Origin of the sequence: Anaerosolibacter sp., assembly GCF_029240175.1 — a bacterium.
In the GTDB taxonomy this organism is placed as follows: Bacteria; Bacillota; Clostridia; order Peptostreptococcales; family Thermotaleaceae; genus Anaerosolibacter.
This window is the reverse complement of sequence record NZ_JARBTM010000020.1, coordinates 58,926-83,664: the sequence shown is the minus strand read 5'-3', so window position 1 is coordinate 83,664 and position 24,739 is coordinate 58,926. Positions and strand designations below refer to the sequence as shown.

At 40.3% G+C, this 24,739-nt stretch carries 29 protein-coding genes, 1 rRNA gene and 1 other annotated feature; of the genes, 27 read left to right on the top strand and 3 right to left on the bottom strand.

Annotated elements, in window-relative coordinates:
- From rrf to rsmI, 14 genes are all read left to right on the top strand, one after another.
- Window positions 1-98 (top strand): 5S ribosomal RNA (gene rrf / locus K0R93_RS14855); the annotation flags it as partial.
- 242 nt (window positions 99-340) lie between these two features.
- Window positions 341-520 (top strand): hypothetical protein, encoded by a 180-nt coding sequence (locus tag K0R93_RS14850; protein WP_300302839.1) that lies wholly within the window; start codon window positions 341-343, stop codon window positions 518-520.
- A 289-nt stretch (window positions 521-809) separates the two neighbouring features.
- The gene (locus K0R93_RS14845; protein WP_300302838.1) at window positions 810-1,310 is read left to right on the top strand and encodes a hypothetical protein; all 501 of its coding nucleotides are present in this window, start codon (window positions 810-812) and stop codon (window positions 1,308-1,310) included.
- A gap of 220 nt (window positions 1,311-1,530) precedes the next feature.
- On the top strand, window positions 1,531-1,719 hold the full coding sequence (locus K0R93_RS14840; protein ID WP_300302836.1) for a sigma factor G inhibitor Gin: 189 nt from the start codon (window positions 1,531-1,533) through the stop codon (window positions 1,717-1,719).
- 282 nt (window positions 1,720-2,001) lie between these two features.
- A complete protein-coding gene (locus K0R93_RS14835; RefSeq protein WP_300302834.1) occupies window positions 2,002-3,450 on the top strand; it encodes an aminotransferase class I/II-fold pyridoxal phosphate-dependent enzyme in 1,449 nt (482 codons plus the stop codon).
- 21 nt (window positions 3,451-3,471) lie between these two features.
- Window positions 3,472-4,101, top strand: a complete 630-nt coding sequence (tmk, locus tag K0R93_RS14830; RefSeq protein ID WP_300302832.1) for a dTMP kinase — start codon at window positions 3,472-3,474, stop codon at window positions 4,099-4,101.
- A 17-nt stretch (window positions 4,102-4,118) separates the two neighbouring features.
- The gene (locus K0R93_RS14825) at window positions 4,119-4,448 is read left to right on the top strand and encodes a cyclic-di-AMP receptor (RefSeq protein ID WP_300302830.1); all 330 of its coding nucleotides are present in this window, start codon (window positions 4,119-4,121) and stop codon (window positions 4,446-4,448) included.
- Window positions 4,449-4,484: 36 nt separating this feature from the next.
- The gene (holB, locus tag K0R93_RS14820; RefSeq protein WP_300302828.1) at window positions 4,485-5,465 is read left to right on the top strand and encodes a DNA polymerase III subunit delta'; all 981 of its coding nucleotides are present in this window, start codon (window positions 4,485-4,487) and stop codon (window positions 5,463-5,465) included.
- Window position 5,466: 1 nt separating this feature from the next.
- Complete coding sequence (locus tag K0R93_RS14815) at window positions 5,467-6,378, top strand: PSP1 domain-containing protein (RefSeq protein WP_300302826.1); 912 nt, start codon at window positions 5,467-5,469, stop codon at window positions 6,376-6,378.
- A gap of 87 nt (window positions 6,379-6,465) precedes the next feature.
- Window positions 6,466-6,636 (top strand): 4Fe-4S binding protein, encoded by a 171-nt coding sequence (locus tag K0R93_RS14810; protein ID WP_300302824.1) that lies wholly within the window; start codon window positions 6,466-6,468, stop codon window positions 6,634-6,636.
- A 100-nt stretch (window positions 6,637-6,736) separates the two neighbouring features.
- Window positions 6,737-7,438, top strand: a complete 702-nt coding sequence (locus tag K0R93_RS14805) for a cytochrome c biogenesis CcdA family protein (protein WP_300302822.1) — start codon at window positions 6,737-6,739, stop codon at window positions 7,436-7,438.
- 17 nt (window positions 7,439-7,455) lie between these two features.
- Entirely contained in the window at window positions 7,456-8,118 is a 663-nt protein-coding gene (locus tag K0R93_RS14800; RefSeq protein ID WP_300302820.1) for a peroxiredoxin family protein, read from the top strand.
- Between the two features lie 87 nt (window positions 8,119-8,205).
- Window positions 8,206-8,973 (top strand): tRNA1(Val) (adenine(37)-N6)-methyltransferase, encoded by a 768-nt coding sequence (locus K0R93_RS14795; protein ID WP_300302818.1) that lies wholly within the window; start codon window positions 8,206-8,208, stop codon window positions 8,971-8,973.
- A complete protein-coding gene (gene rsmI, locus K0R93_RS14790; RefSeq protein ID WP_300302816.1) occupies window positions 8,973-9,824 on the top strand; it encodes a 16S rRNA (cytidine(1402)-2'-O)-methyltransferase in 852 nt (283 codons plus the stop codon). Before K0R93_RS14795 ends, rsmI begins: the two co-directional genes overlap by 1 nt.
- 33 nt (window positions 9,825-9,857) lie before the next feature.
- Here the strand turns inward: rsmI and K0R93_RS14785 are convergent, their stop codons facing one another.
- Window positions 9,858-10,097, bottom strand: a complete 240-nt coding sequence (locus K0R93_RS14785) for an AbrB/MazE/SpoVT family DNA-binding domain-containing protein (protein WP_300302814.1) — start codon at window positions 10,095-10,097, stop codon at window positions 9,858-9,860.
- Between the two features lie 457 nt (window positions 10,098-10,554).
- Between K0R93_RS14785 and K0R93_RS14780 the strand changes: the two genes are divergently transcribed.
- Window positions 10,555-11,982 carry an HD domain-containing protein gene (locus K0R93_RS14780; RefSeq protein ID WP_300302812.1) on the top strand — a complete coding sequence of 476 codons (1,428 nt, stop codon included), beginning with the start codon at window positions 10,555-10,557 and terminating at the stop codon, window positions 11,980-11,982.
- Window positions 11,983-12,105: 123 nt separating this feature from the next.
- On the opposite strand, the gene K0R93_RS14775 is transcribed toward K0R93_RS14780, so the two are convergent.
- Both K0R93_RS14775 and K0R93_RS14770 read right to left on the bottom strand, forming a co-directional pair.
- The gene (locus K0R93_RS14775) at window positions 12,106-12,501 is read right to left on the bottom strand and encodes a DUF948 domain-containing protein (RefSeq protein WP_300302810.1); all 396 of its coding nucleotides are present in this window, start codon (window positions 12,499-12,501) and stop codon (window positions 12,106-12,108) included.
- Window positions 12,502-12,517: 16 nt separating this feature from the next.
- On the bottom strand, window positions 12,518-12,892 hold the full coding sequence (locus tag K0R93_RS14770; RefSeq protein ID WP_300302808.1) for a YtxH domain-containing protein: 375 nt from the start codon (window positions 12,890-12,892) through the stop codon (window positions 12,518-12,520).
- Between the two features lie 184 nt (window positions 12,893-13,076).
- Here K0R93_RS14770 and K0R93_RS14765 point away from each other — a divergent pair, with 184 nt between their 5' ends.
- From K0R93_RS14765 to rsmA, 12 genes are all read left to right on the top strand, one after another.
- On the top strand, window positions 13,077-13,649 hold the full coding sequence (locus K0R93_RS14765; protein WP_300302806.1) for an RNA polymerase sigma factor: 573 nt from the start codon (window positions 13,077-13,079) through the stop codon (window positions 13,647-13,649).
- On the top strand, window positions 13,631-14,086 hold the full coding sequence (locus tag K0R93_RS14760) for an anti-sigma factor family protein (RefSeq protein ID WP_300302804.1): 456 nt from the start codon (window positions 13,631-13,633) through the stop codon (window positions 14,084-14,086). Before K0R93_RS14765 ends, K0R93_RS14760 begins: the two co-directional genes overlap by 19 nt.
- Window positions 14,087-14,089: 3 nt before the next feature.
- The gene (locus K0R93_RS14755) at window positions 14,090-14,761 is read left to right on the top strand and encodes a hypothetical protein (RefSeq protein WP_300302802.1); all 672 of its coding nucleotides are present in this window, start codon (window positions 14,090-14,092) and stop codon (window positions 14,759-14,761) included.
- A 175-nt stretch (window positions 14,762-14,936) separates the two neighbouring features.
- A complete protein-coding gene (gene pepV / locus K0R93_RS14750) occupies window positions 14,937-16,274 on the top strand; it encodes a dipeptidase PepV (protein WP_300302800.1) in 1,338 nt (445 codons plus the stop codon).
- A 68-nt stretch (window positions 16,275-16,342) separates the two neighbouring features.
- Window positions 16,343-16,918, top strand: coding sequence for a nucleoside recognition domain-containing protein (locus K0R93_RS14745; RefSeq protein WP_330685177.1), 576 nt, complete (start codon window positions 16,343-16,345; stop codon window positions 16,916-16,918).
- A gap of 1 nt (window position 16,919) precedes the next feature.
- On the top strand, window positions 16,920-17,453 hold the full coding sequence (locus K0R93_RS14740) for a spore maturation protein (RefSeq protein WP_300302798.1): 534 nt from the start codon (window positions 16,920-16,922) through the stop codon (window positions 17,451-17,453).
- Window positions 17,454-17,550: 97 nt separating this feature from the next.
- Window positions 17,551-17,792: a binding site (T-box leader), on the top strand.
- 60 nt (window positions 17,793-17,852) lie between these two features.
- Complete coding sequence (locus K0R93_RS14735; protein ID WP_300302796.1) at window positions 17,853-18,149, top strand: hypothetical protein; 297 nt, start codon at window positions 17,853-17,855, stop codon at window positions 18,147-18,149.
- A 1-nt stretch (window position 18,150) separates the two neighbouring features.
- Window positions 18,151-20,088, top strand: coding sequence for a methionine--tRNA ligase (gene metG / locus K0R93_RS14730; protein ID WP_300302794.1), 1,938 nt, complete (start codon window positions 18,151-18,153; stop codon window positions 20,086-20,088).
- An 89-nt stretch (window positions 20,089-20,177) separates the two neighbouring features.
- Window positions 20,178-20,942 carry a TatD family hydrolase gene (locus tag K0R93_RS14725; RefSeq protein ID WP_300302792.1) on the top strand — a complete coding sequence of 255 codons (765 nt, stop codon included), beginning with the start codon at window positions 20,178-20,180 and terminating at the stop codon, window positions 20,940-20,942.
- An 813-nt stretch (window positions 20,943-21,755) separates the two neighbouring features.
- On the top strand, window positions 21,756-22,790 hold the full coding sequence (locus tag K0R93_RS14720) for a 3D domain-containing protein (RefSeq protein ID WP_300302790.1): 1,035 nt from the start codon (window positions 21,756-21,758) through the stop codon (window positions 22,788-22,790).
- Window positions 22,791-23,064: 274 nt separating this feature from the next.
- On the top strand, window positions 23,065-23,595 hold the full coding sequence (gene rnmV, locus K0R93_RS14715) for a ribonuclease M5 (protein WP_300302788.1): 531 nt from the start codon (window positions 23,065-23,067) through the stop codon (window positions 23,593-23,595).
- Window positions 23,596-23,611: 16 nt separating this feature from the next.
- Entirely contained in the window at window positions 23,612-24,493 is an 882-nt protein-coding gene (gene rsmA / locus K0R93_RS14710) for a 16S rRNA (adenine(1518)-N(6)/adenine(1519)-N(6))-dimethyltransferase RsmA (RefSeq protein WP_300302786.1), read from the top strand.
- The last annotated feature ends 246 nt before the right edge of the window (window positions 24,494-24,739 follow it).

Genomic DNA, 24,739 nt, shown 5'->3' with positions numbered 1-24,739 from the left:
GGGTCACACCTGTTCCCATACCGAACACAGAAGTTAAGCCCTTCAGCGCTGATGGTACTTAGGGGGTAGCCCCTTGGGAGAGTAGGTCGTCGCTGGTTAAAAGAAAAAACTCAGAAGAAATTTCTTCTGAGTTTTTTACATTTGGATAGAAATTTGTCGTATATATATAGTGATGTAAAAATCATGATGCACAATATGATGTATATTGCTTATAAAAATTAGACACAAACCTCTAAATTTCAATAAAATAGGACAAAATAACTAAAAAAAATAAGAAGGAAAAACCAAAGGGACATAGAATTAAACAAGTATAACCCGAGAAGAGGAGACTGATCGTGATATGCTTATTAAGGTAATGTTTCTAGTGACCCTTTGTATACCAATAGGATATCTTCAAGCCTATTTGCTTAATGATGCAATGAAGGATCTAAAGCCAAGCAAGAAGGCTGTTAGGCTTGCCACTGCATCCTATCAACATGACGACTATTTTGAGCGGGAGTACATAAGGCTCGCAAAATAGTAATTATTTACAATGATATAATTTATAAATGCTATCAATTAAGTGCTTTCGATGAAGAAGGCATTTTTTATTGGGGTAGCTGAGAGTAGCTGTCATCCTGAGTGGAGCGAAGGATCTCAAAGGACAAGTGTTTTTACATCAGATTCTTCGTTGCACTCAGAATGACACCAAAGGGTAGGCATCAAATTCAAAGGTAGATCATTTATATTATGATTGATAAAGAAAAGTTGAAATGATATGATAGTAGTTGTATGACAATACTAAGTGAAATAAAAGGATGGATTAATAAATGGGGCCTATGATTAGACAGACAATACAGCAGAAGAAGCTTTCATTTTGGAAGGTACTAATTATGATCTTTGCTACAGCCTTTATTATGGATATAACCGTAAAGCTATTCTCTAGGATTAGCCCTACAATCGCCTCTGTGGCAGGGATTATATCCCTTCTTATAGCAGTCGGCGGGTGTGTGCTTATCATATACAGACATATTGCCTATTATAATTACAAGCTCATAGATGATGACCTGATTATGGAGAGAGTTTTTGGAAGGGCAAATCACCTGTTTCTTAATCTGAAGTTATGGGAGCTTGAAGCTTTTTATCCCTATAGTGAAATAAGCAGCAAAGGAAAAAAGGAAAGTGTAAAAATCTATAAATTTGTTACAGGAATCAATCACCACCAGTGGTATGTAGGAGAATTCACCCGCAGCGGCGATCAATATCGGTTTATCATAGAGCCTAGTGAAGAGCTTCTAAGAGCAATACAGTCTGTCCGAGGGGAACAATAGTGTATAACAACCCATGTCATAAAATGACATGGGTTTTCTTTTGCCCACCACAAATCCAATATCTTGTACAATTTGTCGTATAACGAATCTATATATTGTGCCTACGACAAAAAAATGAAAAATCATGCATGAAAAAAAGTATAACGTGACATGCCGCAGGCGAATAAAATAGTAGGGAAGAGGCAATAATCTTGGAAAATAATAAAGGCTGGTGAGTAGGGTGAAACATGAAGCCGCAGAATGTTCTATGTGTTCTCAGCATACTACACAATATATTGAAATACTGGGCGGGTACATATGTGAGGCCTGTGAAAGAGAAATTGCCAATATAAATATGGAAGATAAAAAATATGGGATATACAGCATCTTAATGAAAAAGATGTGGAGAGAGTTTTTAGCAGCAATGTAACAACACAAAGCTATCAGCCAATGGTTGATGGCTTTGTATTGTTTTTGATTTAATAGGAAAGTTCTACTTTCCTATTAAATCAAAAAGCAGGGGTGCAGGGGAAGTATTCCCATGCCGTAGTCAGAGGGGTGCTCAGGCTGCTTAGCAGCCGTCGAAGGGGAACTAGGTTCCCCTCAGATGGCATCGTTAGATGCATTTTTGATAGGATCTATCAATGTCTAGGGGAATTTTAAAGGAAAAAGACCTGTAGATATAGAAGATATGCATAACAGGAGGGATTGTATGGATCAGCCGATTATTTTAGATCAATTGTTAAAGCATAGCAAAAAAGGCATGGTATCCTTTCATGTGCCGGGCCATAAAAGTGGAAAAATTTATGAGCGCTTTAATTATAAAAACTTTACAGGACAGCTGCTGTCCATGGATATAACAGAAATACCAGGTGCAGATAATCTCCATGCACCGGAAGAAATGATTCGAGAAGCCCAAGAAAGAGCTGCAAAATTTTATAAAGCAGACCAGACTTTTTTTCTAGTGGATGGAACTTCCTGCGGGATTATCGCCATGCTGATGGCCGTAGCCAATCCTGGGGATAAAGTAATAGTACCAAGGGATTGTCATAAATCTGTGATTCATGGCTTAATACTAGGAAACATTACCCCTATATATATTCAGCCAGAGGTATGGGCAGAAAAGGGCATATCCATGGGGGTAAGGCCAGAGGCTGTGGAAAAGGCCTTAAAGGAATGCCCCGAGGCTAAGGCTGTGTTGATTACATATCCAAATTACTATGGGGTATGTTCAGATATTGAGGCAATTGCCACAATCATCCATAAGTATGATAAAATATTATTAGTAGATGAAGCCCATGGGGCCCATTTTAATCTTAGTGAACTTTTGCCTATCTCAGCATTGGAGGCAGGGGCGGATATTGCAGTCCAAAGCACCCATAAAACACTGCCTGCATTTACCCAGGCATCTATGCTTCATGTGAGATCAGAAAGAATAGATATTCATCGTTTAAAGGTAATGCTGGCTATGCAGCAAAGCACAAGTCCATCCTACCTTTTAATGGCTTCTTTGGATATGGCACGATTTATAGCAGAATCAGAAGGTAAGTTTTTGATGAACCATCTTCTAGGCCATATTGATGCTTTCAAAAGTCAGGTTGAACAATCAGGAAAGATTAAGATCCTAGGAAAGACAGAAGCAGAAGCCCATGGCGCCAAGTCAGTAGATCCAACGAAAATCTTAATTGATATGATAAACCTAGGAATTCAGGGAACGGTGCTTGAAGAGCTGCTTCGTACAAAGTATCATATACAGATGGAGTTAGCCAATATAAATATCGCATTAGCTGTGGCGACCATTGGCAATGAGCGTAATGATTTTGATCGATTAGCCCATGGGCTATTGAACATAAAGGATGGTAAGGGAATTGCCCATAAACGCATAGAGACACCGCTATACTCTTATCAGCTTCCAAAGATGAAGCTGACACCACGGCAGTCCATCTACATGAAAAAAACTACAGTAGACTTTACAGACAGTTCTGGTAAAATAAGTGGAGAGTATATAATCCCTTATCCACCAGGGATTCCTATCCTTTGTCCAGGCGAAGAATTAACAACAGAAGTGATTGAATATACGAAGGCCTTAAAGAAGAACGGGATACAGATCATTGGGTTAGAGGATACGACCTTACAAAAAATTAACATAATCGAGCTTTAGCATAAAGAAAAGAGGTGTTGCATGAGAGGTTTATTTATTACGGTAGAGGGTCCAGATGGATCAGGAAAAACAACCCAGATAAAAAGAATTAAAGAGTATTTTACGGTGAAGGGGTATGAGGTGATTACTACCCGGGAACCAGGGGGAACACGGATTGGCGAGAAGGTTCGCGAGATCATTTTGGATAAAAACCATGTGGAAATGGATAATATAACTGAGGCTTTATTGTACGCAGCATCGAGAGCCCAGCACGTGGCAGAGGTTATTAAACCTGCAGTAGAGTCTGGAAAGATTGTTATTTGCGACAGGTTTGTGGACTCTAGTCTTGTTTATCAAGGGGTAGGGAGAAACCTAGGCGTAGCATTGGTAGAAGGAATCAATCAGGTGGCAATTCAAGGTATTATGCCCGATATTACATTTTTATTTAAGCTTTCACCACAGATTGGTATTCAAAGAAAGTTTAAACAAGGAAATGAAGATCGCCTAGAGCGGGAGAAACTTGATTTCCATCAACAGGTATATGAAGGATATATGCAGCTCGAGACACTATATCCTCAGAGAATCCGAGGCATCGATGCCAGCAAGACGATTCAAGAGGTTCATGAAGAGATTGTTAGGTATATTGAAGAATTGTTAGAGGGTAGAGGTTAATAGAAAGGAGTGCTTTTATGAAACTAATCATTGCGATCATTCATGATGAGGATGTCCAGGATTTGGTACAGAAATTGATGGATGATAACTATAGGGTGACGAAATTAGCTTCCACAGGGGGGTTTCTAAAGTCTGGAAACACGACCCTGCTGGTTGGCGTGGAGAAGGAGAAGGTAGATGCTGTGATTGGCATCATTAAAGATACCTGTGAGACGAGAAAGGAAATTGCTCCTGCACCAACACCTATGATGGGGGGAACAGGGGTATTTATGACCTATCCCATTGAAGTACAGGTTGGCGGTGCAACGGTATTTGTGTTGGATGTGGATCAGTTTGTAAAATTATAGCATGGGAATTCAGAAGAGAAGTAATGGAGGAAGTACATGGGATTCGATGAAATCATAGGGCAAGAGAAAATGATTCAGCAATTGCAATCGGCAATTCTGCACCAACGTGTTGCCCATGCATATATATTTGATGGACCTGAAGGAATCGGAAAAGGATTAACAGCCTTGGCATTTGCCAAGGCCCTTATGTGTAAGGCAGGTAAGGGAACGGCTTGTGAGCTTTGCTCTTCTTGTGTAAAATTTCAACATAACAATCATCCTGATATCCAAATGATCGAGCCAGAGGGAGCCAGCATCAAGAACAAACAGATTGAAGACTTTCAGCAGGATATCTTGATAAAGCCATATGAAAGTAATAAAAAGGTATATATTATAAAGGACGCCCATCTCATGACAGTGAGTGCCCAGAATCGACTCCTAAAGACCTTGGAAGAGCCTCCAACCTATGCAGTCATCATCTTTATCACAACCAGTGCCAGCAGTTTTCTGCCAACGATTCGGTCACGCTGTCAGATTTTTAAGTTCAACCGAGTAGGACAGGCATGCATTGAAGGATTTCTCATGAAGAAGTATGCTATGGACCAGATCGATGCCAGGGTGTACTCGGCTTTTTCCGATGGGATCATCGGAAAGGCAATCAAGCTAAAGGAGTCGGAAGCATTTAATGCCCTTCGAGAAGAAACTATAGGTGTGATTGATACAGTTTTAGAAAAAGAACCACTTCGGGTGTTTGGATTGGTAGATTTTTTTGATAAGCATAAAGAAAATGTGGAGGAAGTTCTAGACTTTATATTGGTATGGTTTCGAGATATACTGATATTAAAGGAAACAAGAACAGATACCTTTTTAATAAATTTGGATAAAAAAAATGATTTACAAAAGCACCTGAATCGTATAGGATATGAGAAAATAAGTCATATTATTGGAATAATAGAAAAAACAAAGAGGGATATAAAAGCAAACGTAAATTTCCAGTTGGCAATTGAAATACTGCTTTTGAATATACAGGAGGTATAAGATGATTCCAGTTGTAGGTATAAGGTTTAAAAAAGCAGGGAAAATATATTATTTTGATCCAGATACCATTGAGATACAAAAAGGACAAAATGTAATTGTGGAGACTTCTCGAGGAATTGAGTTCGGAGAGGTAGTGGTAGGGCCCAAGGAAATTCAAGAGGAAGATATCATTCATCCCTTAAAAAAGGTTCTACGGATTGCCACTGAGGAGGATGAAATCCAACACCACCAAAATTCAGTAAAAGAAAAGGAAGCTTTCCAGGTTTGCATAGAAAAGGTTGAGCAGCATCAGTTGGATATGAAGCTCATTGATGTGGAATATACCTTTGATAACAATAAAGTAATTTTCTACTTTACGGCTGATGGCAGGGTAGACTTTAGAGAGTTGGTAAAGGATCTAGCAGCTATTTTCAAAACCAGGATTGAATTAAGACAGATTGGTGTACGGGATGAGGCCAAGATGATTGGAGGCATGGGACCATGCGGAAGGTCCTTGTGTTGTGCCACATGGCTGGGAGATTTTGAGCCTGTGTCCATCAAGATGGCCAAGGAGCAGAGCTTATCCTTGAATCCAACCAAAATCTCAGGAATTTGTGGCCGTTTGATGTGCTGCTTGAAGTATGAGCATGAAATGTATCAGGGCTTGAGAGATAATTTACCTGAGGTGGGGGAGAAAGTAACGACACCGGATGGCGTGGGTATTGTGATTGAGAATAACGTTCTTTTGGAATGTGTGAAGGTTCGGACAATCCTTCAAGAGGGTAAGGAAGGAAAGCCGGATAAGCTTAGTGATGAAGTGCTGGTATATGATAAACAGGCTGTAAACAGAATGGGCTGTGGTGGCGGAGGCTGCTGCAAGAAAGAAGAAAAAGAAGAAGTCATATTAGCAGAGTTTAAACATTTGGAGGATTAAGAATTGTCATAATCTGTTATAAAGAATTCTAGAATGGGAAATACTCTAGTAGATAAAATAGCTGACTTGAAATGGAGGTGAACAGAGATGTCATATGTTATTACAGATGCATGTATCAGCTGTGGTGCGTGTGAACCAGAATGTCCAGTAGATGTAATCAGTGCAGGAGATACAATTTACGTAATCGATGAAGATGGGTGTATTGAATGTGGTGCTTGTGCCAATGTATGTCCTGTAGACGCACCGATTCCACAATAATTTTACATGATACACAAGAAGACCCTGTAGATGTTGGGGGTCTTTTTTTGTTGAAAATATAGTATAATGAAAATAAAAATAGATGAAAGGGGGACTTATGGTGGCTTCAAGCCAGCTTTCGGTTGTGATTGTATTCCTTCAAGGCTTGGCCTCGTTTTTTACACCCTGTGTGCTACCGCTGCTTCCAGTATATTTGAGTTATTTGGCGGGTGCATCAGTAGAAGAAATCGGAGAAAATAGAAGGTTACATAGAAATACGGTATTCAACGCCCTGGGGTTTGTTTTAGGCCTTTCCCTTGTTTTTATTGTGTTAGGCGCTACAGCCAGTGCCATTGGCCGATTTATCTATGTCTATGCGGATATCATTCGAAAGGCCAGCGGGGTTATTGTGATTATTTTTGGGCTGCACCATGCGGGAATTATCCATATTGGGATTTTGGACCGTGAAAAACGGATGGAATTACAAGATACTTCACCAAAGTTTATAAACTCTTTTCTGCTGGGGACCACCTTTAGCTTTGGGTGGACACCATGTGTGGGGCCGGTATTGGCTTCAGTGCTTATGATGGCCAGCAGCGAAAAAACAGTATTGGCAGGAATAAAGCTCTTGGGGGTATATTCCTTGGGTTTGGGAATTCCTTTTATCTTAGCGGCTTTAGCAGTAAACTATATGATCCATCATATCCGGACCTTATACAGATACTTTACTGTCATTAAGAGGGTAAGTGGTTTGTTGCTGGTGATTATGGGTATATTGATATACACCAATTATTTATATAAGCTATCGGCCATATTATCGTAACCAAAGGAGGCGTGACGATGAATCGAAAGGGTCTCATCATTGTGATCAGTGTCATACTTATCGGTATAATAGGAAGTATAATTTACTTTGGATGGCTGAAACCTCACAAGGAATCAGAGAAGCCAGGAAAGATTACCATAGAGGAACCTACACCTAGAGAAAGAGAAACACCTGCTCCTGGGGAGGAACTGACAGAAGACAATGGCAATACGAATACAGAAGAAAATAGTGGTACAGGAGTATTTCCCGGTGATAAAGCCTATGAATTTACGTTGGTTGACCGAGAAGGTAATGAAATTACCTTGTCCAGCTTAAAGGGCAAGGTGGTATTTATCAACTTCTGGACCACATGGTGCGGCTATTGTGTAACAGAAATGCCTCACATGCAGGAGGTATATGAAACCTATAAAGACAAAAATGTTGCAGTACTAGCTGTAAATGTATTAGCCGCCGAGAAGCCCGGTACGGAAATGACCAACGTAAATGAGTTTGTAGATGAAAAAGGATTTACGTTCCCAGTCTTATTTGATACAGATGGTGCTGTTTCTGTGAAGTATAGGGTGAGAGCCTTCCCAACTACTTATATTGTAGACCAAGAGGGTACCATCGTAGAGGTTGTAACTGGAGCCATGGATAAAGATACCATGATGGAAAAGATCGAAAATGCTTTGAACCAATAGTGAAAGAGGTACAGAAATCTGTACCTCTTATATATTGAGGGTTGAAGTGTTATAATAATAGGAAGAGCAAGCATAGGAGAGATGGATATGGATGAAAAGCTGGTAAAAGACGGAGAACGGGTTGATGACCTACAGTGTAAAGGTTTACGATTGATCCAGAATCCAAAGGGTTTTTGTTTTGGCGTAGACGCCGTACTTTTAAGCAATTTTTGTGAAGCCCGGAAGGGATGGCGTGTCATTGACCTGGGGACTGGGACAGGCATTATCCCTATTCTTTTGGCAGGAAAGACCGATGCCAAGGAAATTTTTGGGGTGGAGATTCAAGAAGAAGTGGCGGAGATGGCTTCTAGGAGCGTCCAGCTTAATGGATTGGAAGGAAGGGTACATATTATCAATGAGGATTTAAATCAGATTACGGATCAATTGGAGCCCTATTCCTTTGATGCTGTGACCTCTAATCCACCCTATATGAATGAAGGCGGTGGTCTTTTAAATCCTCATAGCATGAAGGCGATTTCTAGACATGAAGTAAAATGTACCCTGGAGGATGTTATCAGGACAGCAGCGAAGTTGTTAAAGGACCGGGGGCATTTCTATATGGTCCATAGACCCCATCGCTTGGTAGATATTATAGATTTGTGTAGGAAGTATAAGCTAGAGCCTAAAAGGCTTCGGTTTGTGCATCCCAACAAGAATAAGAAGCCAAATATTTTGCTGATCGAGGGTGTAAAATATGGACGTCCAGAGTTAAAATTTATGGACCCTTTATATGTATATAATGAAGATGGCAGCTACACCGATGAAATCCATGAGATTTATGGTAGAGATCAGATGATAGATGAGGAAGTGCGATGATGAGGGAAGGAAAAGGAAAGCTATATATTTGTCCTACACCCATTGGCAATCTAGAGGATATTACCTTGAGGGTGCTGAGGGTGATGCAGGAGGCCGATGTGATTGCCGCAGAGGATACCCGACATTCCATTAAATTATTAAATCACTATGATATCCAAAAGCCCCTTACAAGTTATCATGAACACAACAAGGAAGCAAAGGGGACCCATCTGATTGAGAAACTCCAAAGAGGTGAGATCATCGCTTTAGTATCTGATGCGGGTATGCCTGGTATATCAGATCCTGGAGCAGATTTAATCAAGCTGTGTATTGAACACGATATCGAATTTGAAGTTTTGCCAGGTGCCACCGCATTTACAACAGCCTTGGTCGCTTCAGGTTTACCTACAAATCATTTTGCCTTTGAAGGCTTTTTAGACCGGGAAAAAAAGAATCGTAAAAAGCGATTGGAATTTCTAAAGAACGATGACAGAACCATGATCTTTTATGAAGCTCCTCATCGATTAGAGGCAGCTTTGAAGGACATCCATGAAATTCTAGGAAATCGCAATGCTGTGGCTGCAAGAGAGCTGACAAAGCGTCATGAAGAGTTTGTTCGTGGAACGGTGGTGGAACTTATTGCCCATTTTGAAGCGCATCCACCGAAAGGAGAATTTGTTGTGCTGGTAGAAGGAATGTCCCAGGAGACCATGAAAGCCATGGAAGAAGAAAAGTGGGAGAAAATTTCCATCAAAGATCATTTGCGTATGTTTATGGATGCAGGCATTGACAAAAAAGAAGCGGTAAAGAAGGTGGCCAAGGAAAGAGGTATTGGAAAAAGAGTTGTTTATGAAGAAAGCATTGATTTATAGTAAAAATCCTCGTCCGTTGGACGAGGATTTTATTTACTCAGCAATTTCAGTTACACATGTAGGGCAGATGTTTTTTCCTTTGAAATTCTTAACATCTTTTGCTTGGCCGCAGAAGATACAAGCAGGTTCATATTTCTTTAGGATGATGTGTGCTCCGTCGACATAAATCTCCAAAGCATCTTTTTCGCCAATATTTAAGGTGCGTCTTAATTCTATTGGAATTACAACTCTTCCGAGTTCATCGACCTTTCTAACTATACCTGTGGACTTCATGTTTTTCCTCCTCGTATTTTACAAAATTCGACATAACTTGTATGTTTAAATCGTACCAAAATTTCCAATAATAGTCAACTGTAAAAAATAATTTTTATGAATTATTTTCTACCAGATTCATACAAATAATTGAATAAATATTATGCCAATATAACGCCATAGGGTATTTAAAGAAGGATTCAAGACACTGATAATTATTTAACACACGGAGAAAAAGCAGAAAATATATTTGACAAAAGTAAATGAAACGTGTGTATGTTTATTACTCTTGAAAAGGATTCTTCTTAGTAACACACGTCTGAGGCTTATGGAGTTTTTTGGAAGTTAAAAACTTGAATTTAGAGAAAAAATAGTGGGTATAAGATTAGTATGTAGGTGTCTAACATGATTGACAGAATATGATAAAAAAGTTTAAGATGGATTAGAGGCTGTTCATTATATCGGAGGAGTGAAAGGGATGAATGCAATAAATGAAAGCATTGCCCAAATTCGAATCCATACCAATTCGGATTTTTACATCGTAGGAGGCTTTATACGAGATTTCTTATTAAAGAGAGATTATAATGATATAGATTTAATTTTGTCGGAAGATGCTTTGACCGTGGCGAAGGAATTCGCATATAATCGAGAAGGCAGCTTCATTATTTTAGATGAAGCAAATGCTGCTGCCAGAGTGATTCTAAAAAATGAGAATCTGGTGATTGATTTTTCTAGAATGAAAGGAAAAGATATTGTTGAGGACTTAATGGAGAGAGATTATACGATCAATGCCATGGCCCTAAAGGTTGGACAAGATGGAGGTGTTGATTGGGACAATCTCATAGATCCGACCAATGGAAAAATAGATATGGAGAACAAGTGCATTCGTATGCTTTCAGAAAAAGCATTTCAAGATGATCCCCTGCGAATGATTCGCGGCGTACGCTTTGCTGCCCAGTTGGACTTCGATATAGAAGATATTACTGCTAAAAGCATCAAAAAGCATTCGAAGTATTTGATGACGTCAGGGGCTGAAAGGATATCCCATGAGTTGTTTCAAATATTAAAATGTAATGGTACCCATTATTATTTCAATATGATGGATAAGCATTTGGACTTGCTGAACAAGATATTTCCTGAGATTGAGCCTATGAAGCAAGTAGGCCAGTGCAAATACCATGTGGTGGATTCATGGGCCCATTCTCTCTATACCTTAAATGTGGCAGAGAGTATTATTTATGCCGATGGATATTTTGAAAATCATCTAAGGGAGGCCTATGAAGAGCATACCCAGAGGATCTTTTCTAATGGACATACACGGATTCAGCTGATTAAGCTTGCAGCCCTATTCCACGATATAGGGAAACCTTCGGCAAAATGGACGGATGAGACGGGAAGAATACGATTCAAAGGCCATGAGATTACAGGGATGGAGATTGTAGCCGATATTTCAGATCGCTTAAAGCTCAGCAACAAGGAAAAACAGTTTTTATGTAAAATTGTGAAGGAGCACATGTGGCCGTTGACTTTATACAAGGAAAATGATGTGAGCGGAAGAGCGATCTATGATTTATTTAAGAATTTTGGTGAAGATACCTTGGATGTGCTGCTGGTATCTTTGGCAGATATGATTGCTACGCGAAAGCTCCTTCATCCCCATGAGGAAATGGGGATGTATAAGGTTCATATAGAATACCTTGCCAACAACTATCTTACCAGATTCCGAGAGTTGATGGATCTCTCCCATGTACTGAACGGAAATGAAGTGATGGAGCACTTTGACATTGATGATGGGAAAGTGGTAGGACAAATTCTTGAGGATGTGCGAAAGGCTATTTTCTTTGGAAAGATTCCTCCAGAAAAAGAACGGGCGATACATTATATAGAAAAAGGAATGTTTCAATAGGAAAGGAGAATGGTTTTGCCATTCTCCTTTTATTGGTTATCGACAAGCGGGCAGGAGGACCCTGCCCCTACAAGTATTATGTATATCGGTAGGGGCGGGGTTTTCCCGCCCGATGCTTTTGTCCTAGAACCATCTTCTTTTTCGACGAAAACCAAAGGACTCCTTGATGGACATAATCACTTGGATAACACCCATGATACTGGAAATCACATCTGTATTTTCAGCCAGTGCACCAGCTGCCGCCTCCGTAGTACCTAACAAATTATCAATGGTGCCTTGGACAGCTTTAACGTCGTGGGATAGATCTCCGCTAATGCTTTCGATGTTCTCTGCAATGGCGGGAGCACGATCCATCACGTCGTTGATATTTTCAGCATTGTCTTCCAGGATTTTACGAAGTACTTTCATGGTATCATATAGATTCTTCAGTACCAATATGGCATAGATGATGAGAACCAGCAGGGCTGTACCCAATAAGGCAGCACCTAGATCTCCCAAGCGAATGGTTGTATCTAACATATGTAATCCTCCAAAACTATTCAGATTTTTCTTCTGATTCGATTGCGATCTCTTCCTCTATGGTATCTGCACATGCAGCTGCATCCTCACAGGCAGTTTTGCGTAGGCTACGAATTTTTCCTACAACTTCCCGGATACCTTCTTTTCTGTTTTTTAAAGTATTTTCAAGATTTGATTTTGCCCCTTCAACATTTTTTTCTACGTTATGTTTTAGTTCCACTGCTCCATCTTGAATTTTCTTTCGTGTGTTTTTACCTGAATCAGGAGCCAAAAGAATACCGGCAGCACTACCTAAAACACTACCAACCAATGTACCAATGGCCACCCCTTTTGCCAATTTCTTCTGCTGCTCAAGCTTTCTTTTACGTTGTAAATTCCTCACCAATCTCATTCTAAATTCCCCTTTCTATCTTTAAAGTTTATTTGGACATTCATAGATTATCCATTTATTACCCACTTATTGAAATATGAAACGAAAAAATTTCTATGGGTTTTTAGGGAAAAATATTAAAATCATTGTAGGGTCTTTTTACTATTGTACGTCTAAATGAATGGATAAGCAAGGAGGTGATACATTGACGGATGAAGAAATTGTGAAAAAAATCATTCAAGGAAATCAGGATATGTTTCCTCAGCTGATCGAAAGGTATAAAGATAAGATATTTACATTGGTCTATCGTTATACCAATGATTATGGGGAGGCTCAGGATGTAGCCCAAGAAATTTTTATTAAAATCTATAAGCAAATGCACACTTTCCGATTTCAGTCAAAGGTATCTACCTGGATATATAGAGTGGCCACAAATAGTTGTATCGATTGGGATAGAAAGAGAAAAACAAAGCAGGATACCATTTATCTTGTCAATGAGGAACTTGTTATAGATCAAGAGCGGGGTCCTGAGCAGCTGTTCATTTTAAATGAGCAAAGAGAGGCAGTAAGGGATATAATCAATGGGCTTCCAGAAAACTATAAGCTGTTGGTTATTATGTATCATTTTCAAAATATGCGATATAAGGAAATCAGTGAAGTATTGGATATGCCCATGAAAACCATAGAAACTGGTTTATATCGGGCAAGGATGATGATCAAAAAACAAATGGAAATCCACTATGGCGGAGGTGAACTTCTATGGAGTGCAAAAAAATAGTAAGAATACTGGATCGATATATTCGAAAAGAGTTAGATGAAAGCACTGTCCAGGAGGTGGAGGCCCATCTGGCAGCTTGTGGGGCTTGTCGTAGAGAACTGGATGCCCAGGAAGCACTGCATCAACTGTTGGATTCTCCTTTGGAGATCAAAGCACCGCCTGATTTTACCCTGGCGATCATGGCAGAGATTCAGAAAATCCACAGAAAGCCGAGGCCGACCCTGGTATCCTATAAAGGATGGGGACGGAGTCTTGTAGCCGCAGGGATATTGATGCTGGTGATCAATGTGGCGGGTGTTTCAAAACACATTGACTATGGACAGATCATCCACAAGACCAGTGCCGTCCAAGAGAATATCGTGTTTTCCATGGATGAGGTCAATCGAAATATTTCAAGGGTTTTTAACAATATTGATATAAGGATATGGAGGGATTAAGCGATGAATTGTAAATATCATAAGGGTATACGGTCCGAATACATTTGCAGTGTATGCAATCATCCTGTGTGCAGTGATTGCATAGAAGAGGTGCAAGGTAAGAAGGTCTGCCACCACTGTATTGGGAAAAATTTATTTCATGGGAAGCGACATCAAGGTGAGTTAAGCAGGTTCTGGAGCTTTATTTTTTCTCTGATCCCTGGCTGCGGACAGATGTACATGGGTCTGATGAACAGAGGATTGCAATTGCTAACCGCGTTTATGGTGGTGTTTGCCCTGGGCGTCATGACGGAGGGGGTAATCATTTCCCTAGGTATTATTGTGTGGTTCTATAGCTTCTTTGATAGTCTCAATATAAGGAAGCAGATCGTTCGAGGGGATGCGGTGGAAGACAAGATCATCTACGATATCGATTTGGGCCGCATCAACCGTAAGTATGTGGGTATTGGATTGGTTGTCTTAGGCGGGCTTTCCGTGTTTGAAAATGTAACGGATTTTGTGGCAAATACGCTGCGACAGATTTACGGCAACGAGTTTCCAACCTATTGGATCCATGATATCAATAGAAATATTGTCCCTATTGGTCTGGTTGTCTTAGGTGTATATTTGCTTCGTAAGGCAAGAGTCATAGAAAAACTCCAAGAAGACAGTGAAATTGAAATTGAAATGGAATAAAAGAGAAGTGTCCTCGACGTAAGCCGAGGATACTTCTCTTTTTCAATAAAATTTTTTGCATATTGTTTAAATTTCCTCTGTTTTAGGGTATTATTAATAGTATTGTTAAAAACAGCATACTGCGGAATACTATGAAGAATAATGGCTTGATGACAGTATGTAAGGAGGAAATTGCATGCAGGCAATAGATAAGAAAATAGATGAATTAAAGGATGAAATGATCGAGAAGATTCAGGAGTTGGTACAGATAAAGAGTGTGGAGGACAGCCCTATAGAGGGTATGCCTTTCGGACAAGGTGTAGACCAGGCTTTACGATATACACTAAAGACAGCAGAGGATATGGGATTCCGTGTGAAATATGGAAATGGGTATTATGGCTACGCAGAGATGGGTGAAGGAGATGAAATGATTGCAATTCTAGGTCATGTAGATGTGGTGCCTGAAGGAGATTCGAAGACATGGCGCTATTCTCCATATGGTGGAGAAATCCACGAAGGAAAAATATTTGGCCGGGGAGCGGTAGACGACAAGGGACCTACCATTGCTGCCCTTTACGCCATGAAGGCAGTAAAGGACCTAGGATATCCGATTCATAAGAGGGTAAGATTAATCGTAGGCGCCAATGAAGAAACCCGATGGGAGTGCATCAACAAATATAAAGACCTAGAGGAGACACCAACCTGCGGCTTTACCCCTGATAGCGATTATCCATTGATTTTTGCAGAAAAGGGATTGCTGCAGTTTCAGTTGGTTTGTAATAAAGCCAGAAGGGTCTTGGTTTCTGGAGGTAATGCATATAACAGTGTTCCTGACCATTGTACATACAACTTTCAAAACAACCCAAGGGTTATCAAGGTCTTAGAGGAGCTTCATTTTGACTATGAAAGGGATGGGGAGAACGTTACAGTTTTAGGAAAAGGAGCCCACTCAGCGAAATCATTCCTTGGGAAGAATGCCATTGCCAGGTTGTGCATGGCATTAAAGGAAGCAGGGATTGAAACGGAAGCTATTAACTTTATTGCTGAGATGGTGGGCGAGGACTGTTATGCCCAGAAAATTGTGGGTAATTGTGAAGACGAGCCATCGGGAAAGTTAACCTTCAATGTGGCAAAAATTGACCTGAATGATGAGCAGCAGATGATCGGTGTAGATATCCGCTTCCCTGTAACCAAAAGGAAGGAAGACATCATCCAGCTGATCAAAATTGCAGCAGAAAAATACGATCTTGTCTATCAGGAGGTTGATTATCTTGCTCCCCTGTATGTACCCAATGAGCACAGATTAGTGCAGCGGTTAAGAAAGGTCTATGAAGAGGAAACCGGCTTAGATAGTACGCCTATTTCCTCAGGCGGTGCAACCTATGCCAGAGCCTTTGAAAATTTTGTAGCTTTTGGACCAACTTTTCCAGGGGGAGAAAAATTAGCCCATCAAGCCGATGAGTATATAGAAATAGATACTTTGGTAAAGAGCTTAAAAATGTATACGAAAGCCATTGCAGAGCTGGCGAAGTAAGGGGAAAGGCATACGGAGTATGCCTTTTTCATATACTGTCATATAACTCGCCATGGGGAGATGAGAGTATGATGAGTATGATTTGGTTTGTGATGATCGTAGGGGGTGTAGCAATTGCCCTGGTCAACGGAAAGGTAGATATTGTGAATCAGGTGGTGATTCAACATAGCCAGGAGGCGGTGACCTTTGCCATTGGATTGACAGGGATCATGGCTGTTTGGTTAGGCCTTATGAATATCGCAGAAAAATCGGGCCTTATTCAAAGCATGAGCAAAGCCATGGGGCCTCTTATACGTCTGATATTTCCTGAGATCCCTAAAAATCATCCCGCTATCAGTGCCATCATGATGAATATGGTAGCCAATATGTTTGGAGCAGGCAATTCAGCCACCGCTTTGGGGCTAAAGGCCATGGAAGAGCTCCAACAGCTCAATCCCCAAAAGGATCGAGCAACCAATAGTATGTGCATGTTCTTAGTTATCAACATGTCCTCCATTCAGTTAATTCCATTATCTGTATTAAAGATTCGGGCTGATGCAGGATCAGTAAATCCTACGGAAATTATTGGGGCTACTTTAGTTGCCACCACGGTCTCAACAGTGGTGGGAATTTTGGCCTGCAAATTGATGGAGAGGAAGTGCTGATATGCTTACAATACTGAATATCGTATCAATCATGATCATACCGATCTTGATCACCATGATTTTGGTTCATGGGTTTATCAAGAAAGTGAATATCTATGAGGCCTTTGTGGAAGGGGCGGGAGAAGGGTTTAAAACAGCAGTACGAATTATGCCCTATATGATTGCTATTTTCCTTGCCATCGGCATTTTCAGGGAATCGGGAGCCTTGAGTCTATTTACAATGGTGCTATCTCCCATTACCAAGGTGTTGGGTATTCCCCAAGAGGTAGTGCCCTTGGTCATCATGCGGCCCATATCAGGCAGCGGTGCATTAGGCATTGTACGAGATATCGTCCATACCTATGGGGCAGACTCCTTTATTGGGAGGGTGGCATCTACCATGATGGGCTCAGCGGAGACCATTTTTTATACTATGGCCGTATACTTTGGGGCTGTGGCGATTAGAAATACGAGACATACCTTAGGTGCTGCATTGATTTCCCACTTGGCAGCGGTCATTGCTTCTGTGGTGATCTGCAGTATATTGTTTCTGTAATGAATAGATTAACCCAGGAAAAAGTTATTTTATTGAAAAGACCTTGACAATTTATGCATATTTCTATACATTGAATATATACTAACTATATTACACATCAAAAGTAATGACGGGAAGAGTAGGCATGGGAGTTCGTCTTAGAGAGCCAGGGAAGGTGAAAGCTGGTACGAAGGAAAATGCTGAAGATGGCCCCTGAACTGCATGGCTGAGGCACAGGCTAAGGTTATGCCGGTATTGCAGCCGTTATACCTGCAAGGTGATGTATGTCACTTACTGAGTTTATTGCCGCGAGGTAGTAATAAACTAGGGTGGTAGCGCGAGTTAACCCTCGTCCCTATATATAGGGACGAGGGTTTTTTGATTTTTTTGGAAACAATAGCAGAGGATGGAGTTGTTTGGTTGAAGAGAGGTGATGCTGTGGGTAGGGAAAAGCAGCTGGGGATATCCCTGCGGTTTGTTTATGGATATCTCAAGGGCTTTATTGTGGTGGCAATCCTTTATATTGTGGTAGCCCTAACTGTTATTCTATTGGATCCAAAGGAGTTTTCTCTATTTATCCTTCGCTATATGAAGACGGAGGAGTTTAATCAGCTGAAAATTACCCTATGGGGCCATGGATTGATGATGTTATTTGGTTTGTATGAGTTACTTGTATTAAAAACAGAACAAAGAAAGAAAAAAAGAAGGAGGACGTAACATGAGCAAAGGAACGTACTATATTACAACGCCTATTTATTATCCTAGCAGTAAGCTTCATATCGGTCATACCTATACCACGGTGGCGGCTGATGCCATGGCCAGATTTAAGCGAGCCACAGGATACGATGTAAAGTTTTTGACGGGAACGGATGAGCATGGACAGAAGCTTCAAAGAGCAGCTGAGGAAAAGGGATTACAGCCAAAGGAGTATATAGACGGCATCGTAGAAGGTATCAAGAAATTATGGGAAACTATGGAAATATCCTACGATATCTTTATCCGTACTACCGATGACTATCATAAACGTAGAGTACAGGAAATTTTTAAAAAGCTTTATGAAAAAGGAGATATCTATAAGGGAGAGTATGAGGGATGGTATTGCACACCCTGTGAAGCCTTCTGGACAGAGACCCAGGTAACAGAAGGAAAATGTCCTGATTGCGGAAGACCTGTGGAATTGACAAAAGAAGAGTCCTATTTCTTCAGATTATCAAAATATCAAGATCCGTTGTTGAAGTATTTTGAAGAAAATCCTGAGTTTTTAGAGCCTGTATCTAGAAAGAATGAAATGATTAACAATTTCTTGAAGCCAGGATTAGAAGACTTGTGTATTTCTAGAACAAGCTTTAACTGGGGTATTCCTGTGCCAATTGATGAAAAACACGTGATTTATGTGTGGCTGGATGCACTATCCAATTATATTACAGCCCTAGGTTATCCTGAGGATCAAGAGGGAGATTACAGAAAATATTGGCCAGCCGATGTCCATTTGGTAGGTAAAGAAATCGTAAGGTTCCACACCATTATCTGGCCGGCTATGCTCATGGCTTTAGAGATTCCACTGCCAAAGAAGGTATTTGGTCATGGCTGGATTCTACTGGAGGGTGGCAAGATGTCAAAATCCAAAGGAAACGTAGTAGATCCTGTTGTCCTGTCAGAACGCTATGGTGTAGATGCATTAAAATATTTCTTGTTGAGGGAATATTCCTTTGGGCAGGATGGCGTCTTTACCAATGAAGTATTATTGAACCGTATTAACTCCGATTTGGCCAATGACTTAGGAAACCTTGTGAGCAGAACCGTGGCCATGATCGATAAATACAACGGGGGTATTATCCCTGAACCAAAGGTAGATGGAGAATTTGATGAGGACTTGAAGCATATCGCGGTCTCTGTATCTACCAAGTTAGAAGAAAAGATGAATAAGCTAGACTTTAGCAATGCTTTAGAGGAAATTTGGAAGCTGGTTCGAAGAACCAACAAGTATATCGATGAAACAGCACCATGGGTGCTGGCAAAAGATGATGCAAACAAAGGGCGTTTAGATACAGTATTATACAATTTAGCTGATTGCATCCGTATGATTTCTGTATTGATTCAGCCATTTATGCATTCAACGACCCGGAAGATATGGATACAGTTAGGGATAGACCACGGTCAGGGAACGGAATGGAATGATACCTTCCACTTTGGAAAGCTTCCAGCGGGTATAAAAGTAAATAAGCAGGAGCCCCTATTCCCTAGAATCGATATTGCGAAGGAGCTAGAAGCCTTGGCTGCAGCCAGTGGTGTAAAGGAAGAGGAACAACCGAAAGAAGAAAAACCAATAGAAATTAAGCCTGAAATTTTGTATGATGACTTTGCCAAGTTGGATTTAAGAGTGGGAGAAGTCTTAGAATGTAAGAAGCATGGGAAAGCCGACAAACTCTTAGTTTTGCAGGTGAAAATTGGCAGCGAGACAAGACAGATTGTATCAGGCATTGCCAAGCATTTTAAACCCGAAGAGCTGGTAGGCAAGAAAGTTATTGTAGTAGTAAATCTAAAGCCTGTGGTACTGCGGGGAGAGGAATCAAGAGGAATGATCTTATCTGCTGAGAGTGGTGAAAAGCTTAGCCTTGTAACAGCAGATGCAGAAAGCGGTGCAGAAGTAAGATAGTAAAAACTAAGGTTGAGGTTAAGGCTAAGGTTGAGAGAAAAGATGCTTAACCTTAAACTTAACCTTAGCCTCTTTTGAGGAGTGATTAGATGTTATTTGATTCCCATGCCCATTTGGATGGCGGGCGGTTTGATGCGGACCGGGATCAGGTGATTGCCAAGGCCAAGGAAAATGGTGTAAGCCTGATCATGAATCCGGGTGCTGATTTGCAGACATCAATGGATGCCATCGCATTGGCTGAAAAATATGATATGATTTATGCAGCGGTGGGGACTCATCCCCATGATGCCAAGGATATGGATGAGATTACCTTGGAGCTATATCGAGGCTTGGCAGGAAAGCCAAAGGTAAAAGCTATCGGGGAGATTGGGTTAGACTTCTATTATGATAATTCTCCCAGGGATATTCAACGCCAGTGGTTTCGAAGACAAATTCAGCTTGCCAAAGAAGTAAGCTTACCGATCATCATCCATGATCGTGATGCCAATGACGAGGTTATGCAGATATTAAAGGAGGAAAAGGCCTTTGATGTGGGTGTTGTGATGCACTGCTATTCCGGTAGTGCGGAGTTAGCCAGACAATATGTAAAGCTTGGTGCCTACATCTCCATCGCTGGACCGGTAACCTATAACAATGCGAGGAAAACCGTGGAGGTAGTAGAGCGAATTCCATTGGAGCATTTATTCATTGAAACCGATAGTCCGTACCTAACCCCTGTTCCTTACCGAGGCAAACGAAATGAACCAGCCTTGGTTCGATTTGTTGCAGAAAAGATTGCAGAGATCAAGAAGATTTCCTTCGAAGAAGTGGCTGAACAGACAACCGCAAATGCAAAGAAATTTTTTAATATCTAAAAAGCATATAGAATGAGGATTGTCCTTGGGCAATCCTCATTTTATATCATCTTTGATGGCGAATATGCTGAAACCATGAATGCGATTGAACCATTTTACCGTAGGGAGCGGCCCCTGTGCCGTTCCGATATTGGAAACCATCTTGATGCCCTCCAAATGGAACGCCACGGGGGGCGTTCCCTACTTTTAATATAAGTCTATATATGGAGTAGCATATAAGTCTTAGATGCATATTTATGGACTGGAAAAGCATATAACAAGATAGGAATAAAAATTAGACAGAATATCCCCGCTGTAGAAATATAGAAGAAAAAGAAAAACCTTGAGATATTTTAAGAATTTCCCGGGAAATATGGCGAAAATGCAACGAAGACAAGGAAGAAACACAGGATATTGTATACATAAAATAGGACTGTTTCTAAAAAAACAACTGTGATATAATACATCTATATTTTGGTAAATTTATGTTGTTGGGAAATGAAAAATTATCATTTCCTATTTGTTTATATCTAGGAAATTATGGTTTTAAATTTCCTAGATATAGGGGATTTTTAAAGGGGTTCACCCTATGTCCAATAATTGGAGGGTTACAGCGAAGCGTCATAGGGAACTATTAGTTCCCTGTGAAGAACAAAAGCATTTCCTTAGATTTTAGAGCATGAAATGCTTTTGTTTTGAAATGTGAATAATATGTATAAATTTTGTAAATAATAGAAAATGGTCCATTTAATTACACCAAAAATTTGACTTATAGAAAGTTTTTGTGTAGAATACTATAGTTGCCCCGAAAAAGAAAGGGAGGTATAAAAACCTATGGAGACAAATTGGAAGAAAATGAAGGTTTTCGCTACCCAGAGAAACCTCATTATTCTTGGAATTGTGTTGATAATAGGGCTTTTTTCTATCAGCAGCGCGTTGACAAAAGAGATCGTAATAAAAGATGAAGATAATAAAATCGTAGTAGAGACAGCATTCGCAGATGTAAGCGGCGTACTAAAAAAAGGAAAGATTACTTTAGCAGACCATGATAAAGTATCGGTACCTTTAAACGCCAAAGTAGAGGATGGAATGATTATTTCCATCAAAAGAGCCCATCCAGTAACCATTATAGCTGATGGTAAGGTTACTGAAGTTAAAACAGCCAATGAGAAAGTAAAAGATATTCTTGCCGAATATGACATCGTACTAGGCGAACAGGACAGGATAGAGCCTGGCCTAGAGGACAAGGTTGACAAAAATGAGTCGGTCACTGTCGTTAGGGTAAATGAAAAAATTGTTACGGAAACCGTAGCCATTCCCTATGAGAGTGTGATCAAGTACAATGATGATTTGGATAAGAGCAAGGTAAACCTTATTCAAAAAGGTCAAAACGGGGAAAAACAAGTAAAATATCGCATCGTGATGGAAGACGGCAAAGAAATATCCAAGGAAGTCGCGCAAGAAGAGGTAATTACAGCGGCAGTAGAAGAGATTGTTGAAAAGGGCACAGCCCAGTATGTTGCAACATCCAGGGGCAATGTACGATTTAAAAACATGATTACAATGTCTTCAACAGCCTATGATGCAGGCTTTGAAAGCACAGGAAAAAATCCAGGTGATAAATACTATGGGATCACGAGAAGTGGTACAAAAGTAAGACCTGGTGTTGTAGCAGTGGATCCGAGGGTAATCCCTCTAGGGACAAAACTATACATAGAGTCTCTTGATGGATGGCCAGATTATGGATTTGCTATAGCTGAGGACACAGGCGGTGCAATCAAGGGCAACAAAATCGATTTATTCTATGAGAGCGCCAGCACTGTAAAGAAATACGGCCGAAGAAAAGTAAAAGTATATGTTCTAAACTAATAAGGGCAGGGGAGGATTTCCCTGTTCTTTTTGTTAGGGAAGATTGAGATTAAGATTAAGATTGAGGAAGAATACTAGGATTGAACAGTCTATCGTAGGGGCGATTCACGAATCGCCCGATCTTTTGGGTCCATGGGCGATTCGTGAATCGCCCCTACATTTTCTTTAAATATCAATCTTAATTTATCTGCAAGAAAACATACATAGAATTTACTTGAGGGTCACAATACTATACAATAGGAAGAGGCATATAATATTTACCTGGAGGAAAAATATGATTAAGGAAGTAATCGTAGTAGAGGGAAGAGATGATGCCATCGCTGTGAAGCGGGCATTAAATGCGGAAATTATTACGACCCATGGATTTGGTCTTACGGAGGAAACACTGAAACGAATTGAAGTAGCCCAACAGCGAAAGGGTGTTATTATCTTTACAGATCCAGATCATGCAGGAGAAAAGATTCGTAAGAGGATATCTAGTCGTATAAAGGGGTGCAAGCATGCATTTTTACCTCGGGAGGAAGCAACCAAAAAAGGTGATATAGGAATCGAAAATGCTTCTCCAGAGAGCATTTTGGCTGCCTTAGAAAAGGTACGGACAGAGTGTGATATTTCTGGTAAGCTCTTTACGAATTTAGATTTGATCCAGAATGATTTGGTAGGCTCTGAAGATGCCAGTGGGCGAAGAGATCGATTGGGTAAAGAACTGGGCATTGGCTATGCCAATGCCAAGCAATTTCTAAATAGATTAAATCATTATGGGATTTCTAGAGTAGAGTTTGAGGAAGCCTTGAAAAAAATATAGTGAAGTAGGGGATGTCATGGAAAAACTAGTTTCACCAAAGGTGACGAAAGAGATTGTGGGAAAATTTGGATTTAAGTTTTCAAAAAGCCTAGGACAAAATTTCTTGATTGATGAAAATATTTTATGTAAGATCGTGGATGGGGCAGAGGTATCCAAGGAAGATGGCGTTATCGAAATTGGTCCTGGTATAGGCACCTTAACCCAGTTCTTGGCTGAACGAGCAGAAAAAGTAGTGGCCGTAGAGATTGATAGAAATCTGATTCCCATATTGGGAGAGACCCTAAAGGATGAATCCAATGTAGAAGTGATTCACCAGGATGTTCTCAAAATGGATTTACATAAACTTGTAGAGGATAAATTTTCGGGTCAGGAAGTAAAAGTGATAGCCAATCTGCCGTATTATGTAACCACACCTATTATCATGAAATTTTTGGAGGAAAAAATACCTGTCAGCACGATCGTGGTAATGATACAAAAAGAGGTAGCAGATCGTATGCAGGCTAGACCTGGGACGAAAGACTATGGTTCACTATCTGTAGCAGTCCAATATTATTGTGATCCAAAGATTATCACCAAAGTGCCAAGGTCTGTATTTATTCCTCAGCCCAATGTGGAATCTACCGTGATTCGGTTGAGTGTACTAAAGCAGCCTAGGGTGAAGGTGAAGGACGAAGATTTGATGTTTGATATGGTGAGGGCTGCTTTTGGTAAGCGGAGAAAAACTTTGCTCAATGCATTGACTTCCAGCGGCTTAGGCTTTGAAAAGGATGATGTGAAGGAGATACTAAGCAAGAGTAATATCGATGAGAATCGGCGTGGGGAAACACTTTCTATTGAGGAGTTTGCCCAGTTGGCCGACTGTGCGTATCCATATAAACACAAAAACAAAAGCATTTAAAGCTCTAAAGAGAAAGAAATTGCTTTTGTTTTTCACAGGGAACTAATAGTTCCCTATGATGCTTCGCTGTGACCCTCCAATTATTGAACTTAAGAGGGAAACCCTCTTAACAACTCCCCATATCTAAAAAATTGAAGATCATAATTTTCTAGATATATAAAGTTCTGCGAAAGCGGGACTTATTTTTTTGAAATAGTGAACTATTTCTCAGTTTGCACATATATTAGTATAAATGAGTAAAAGGGG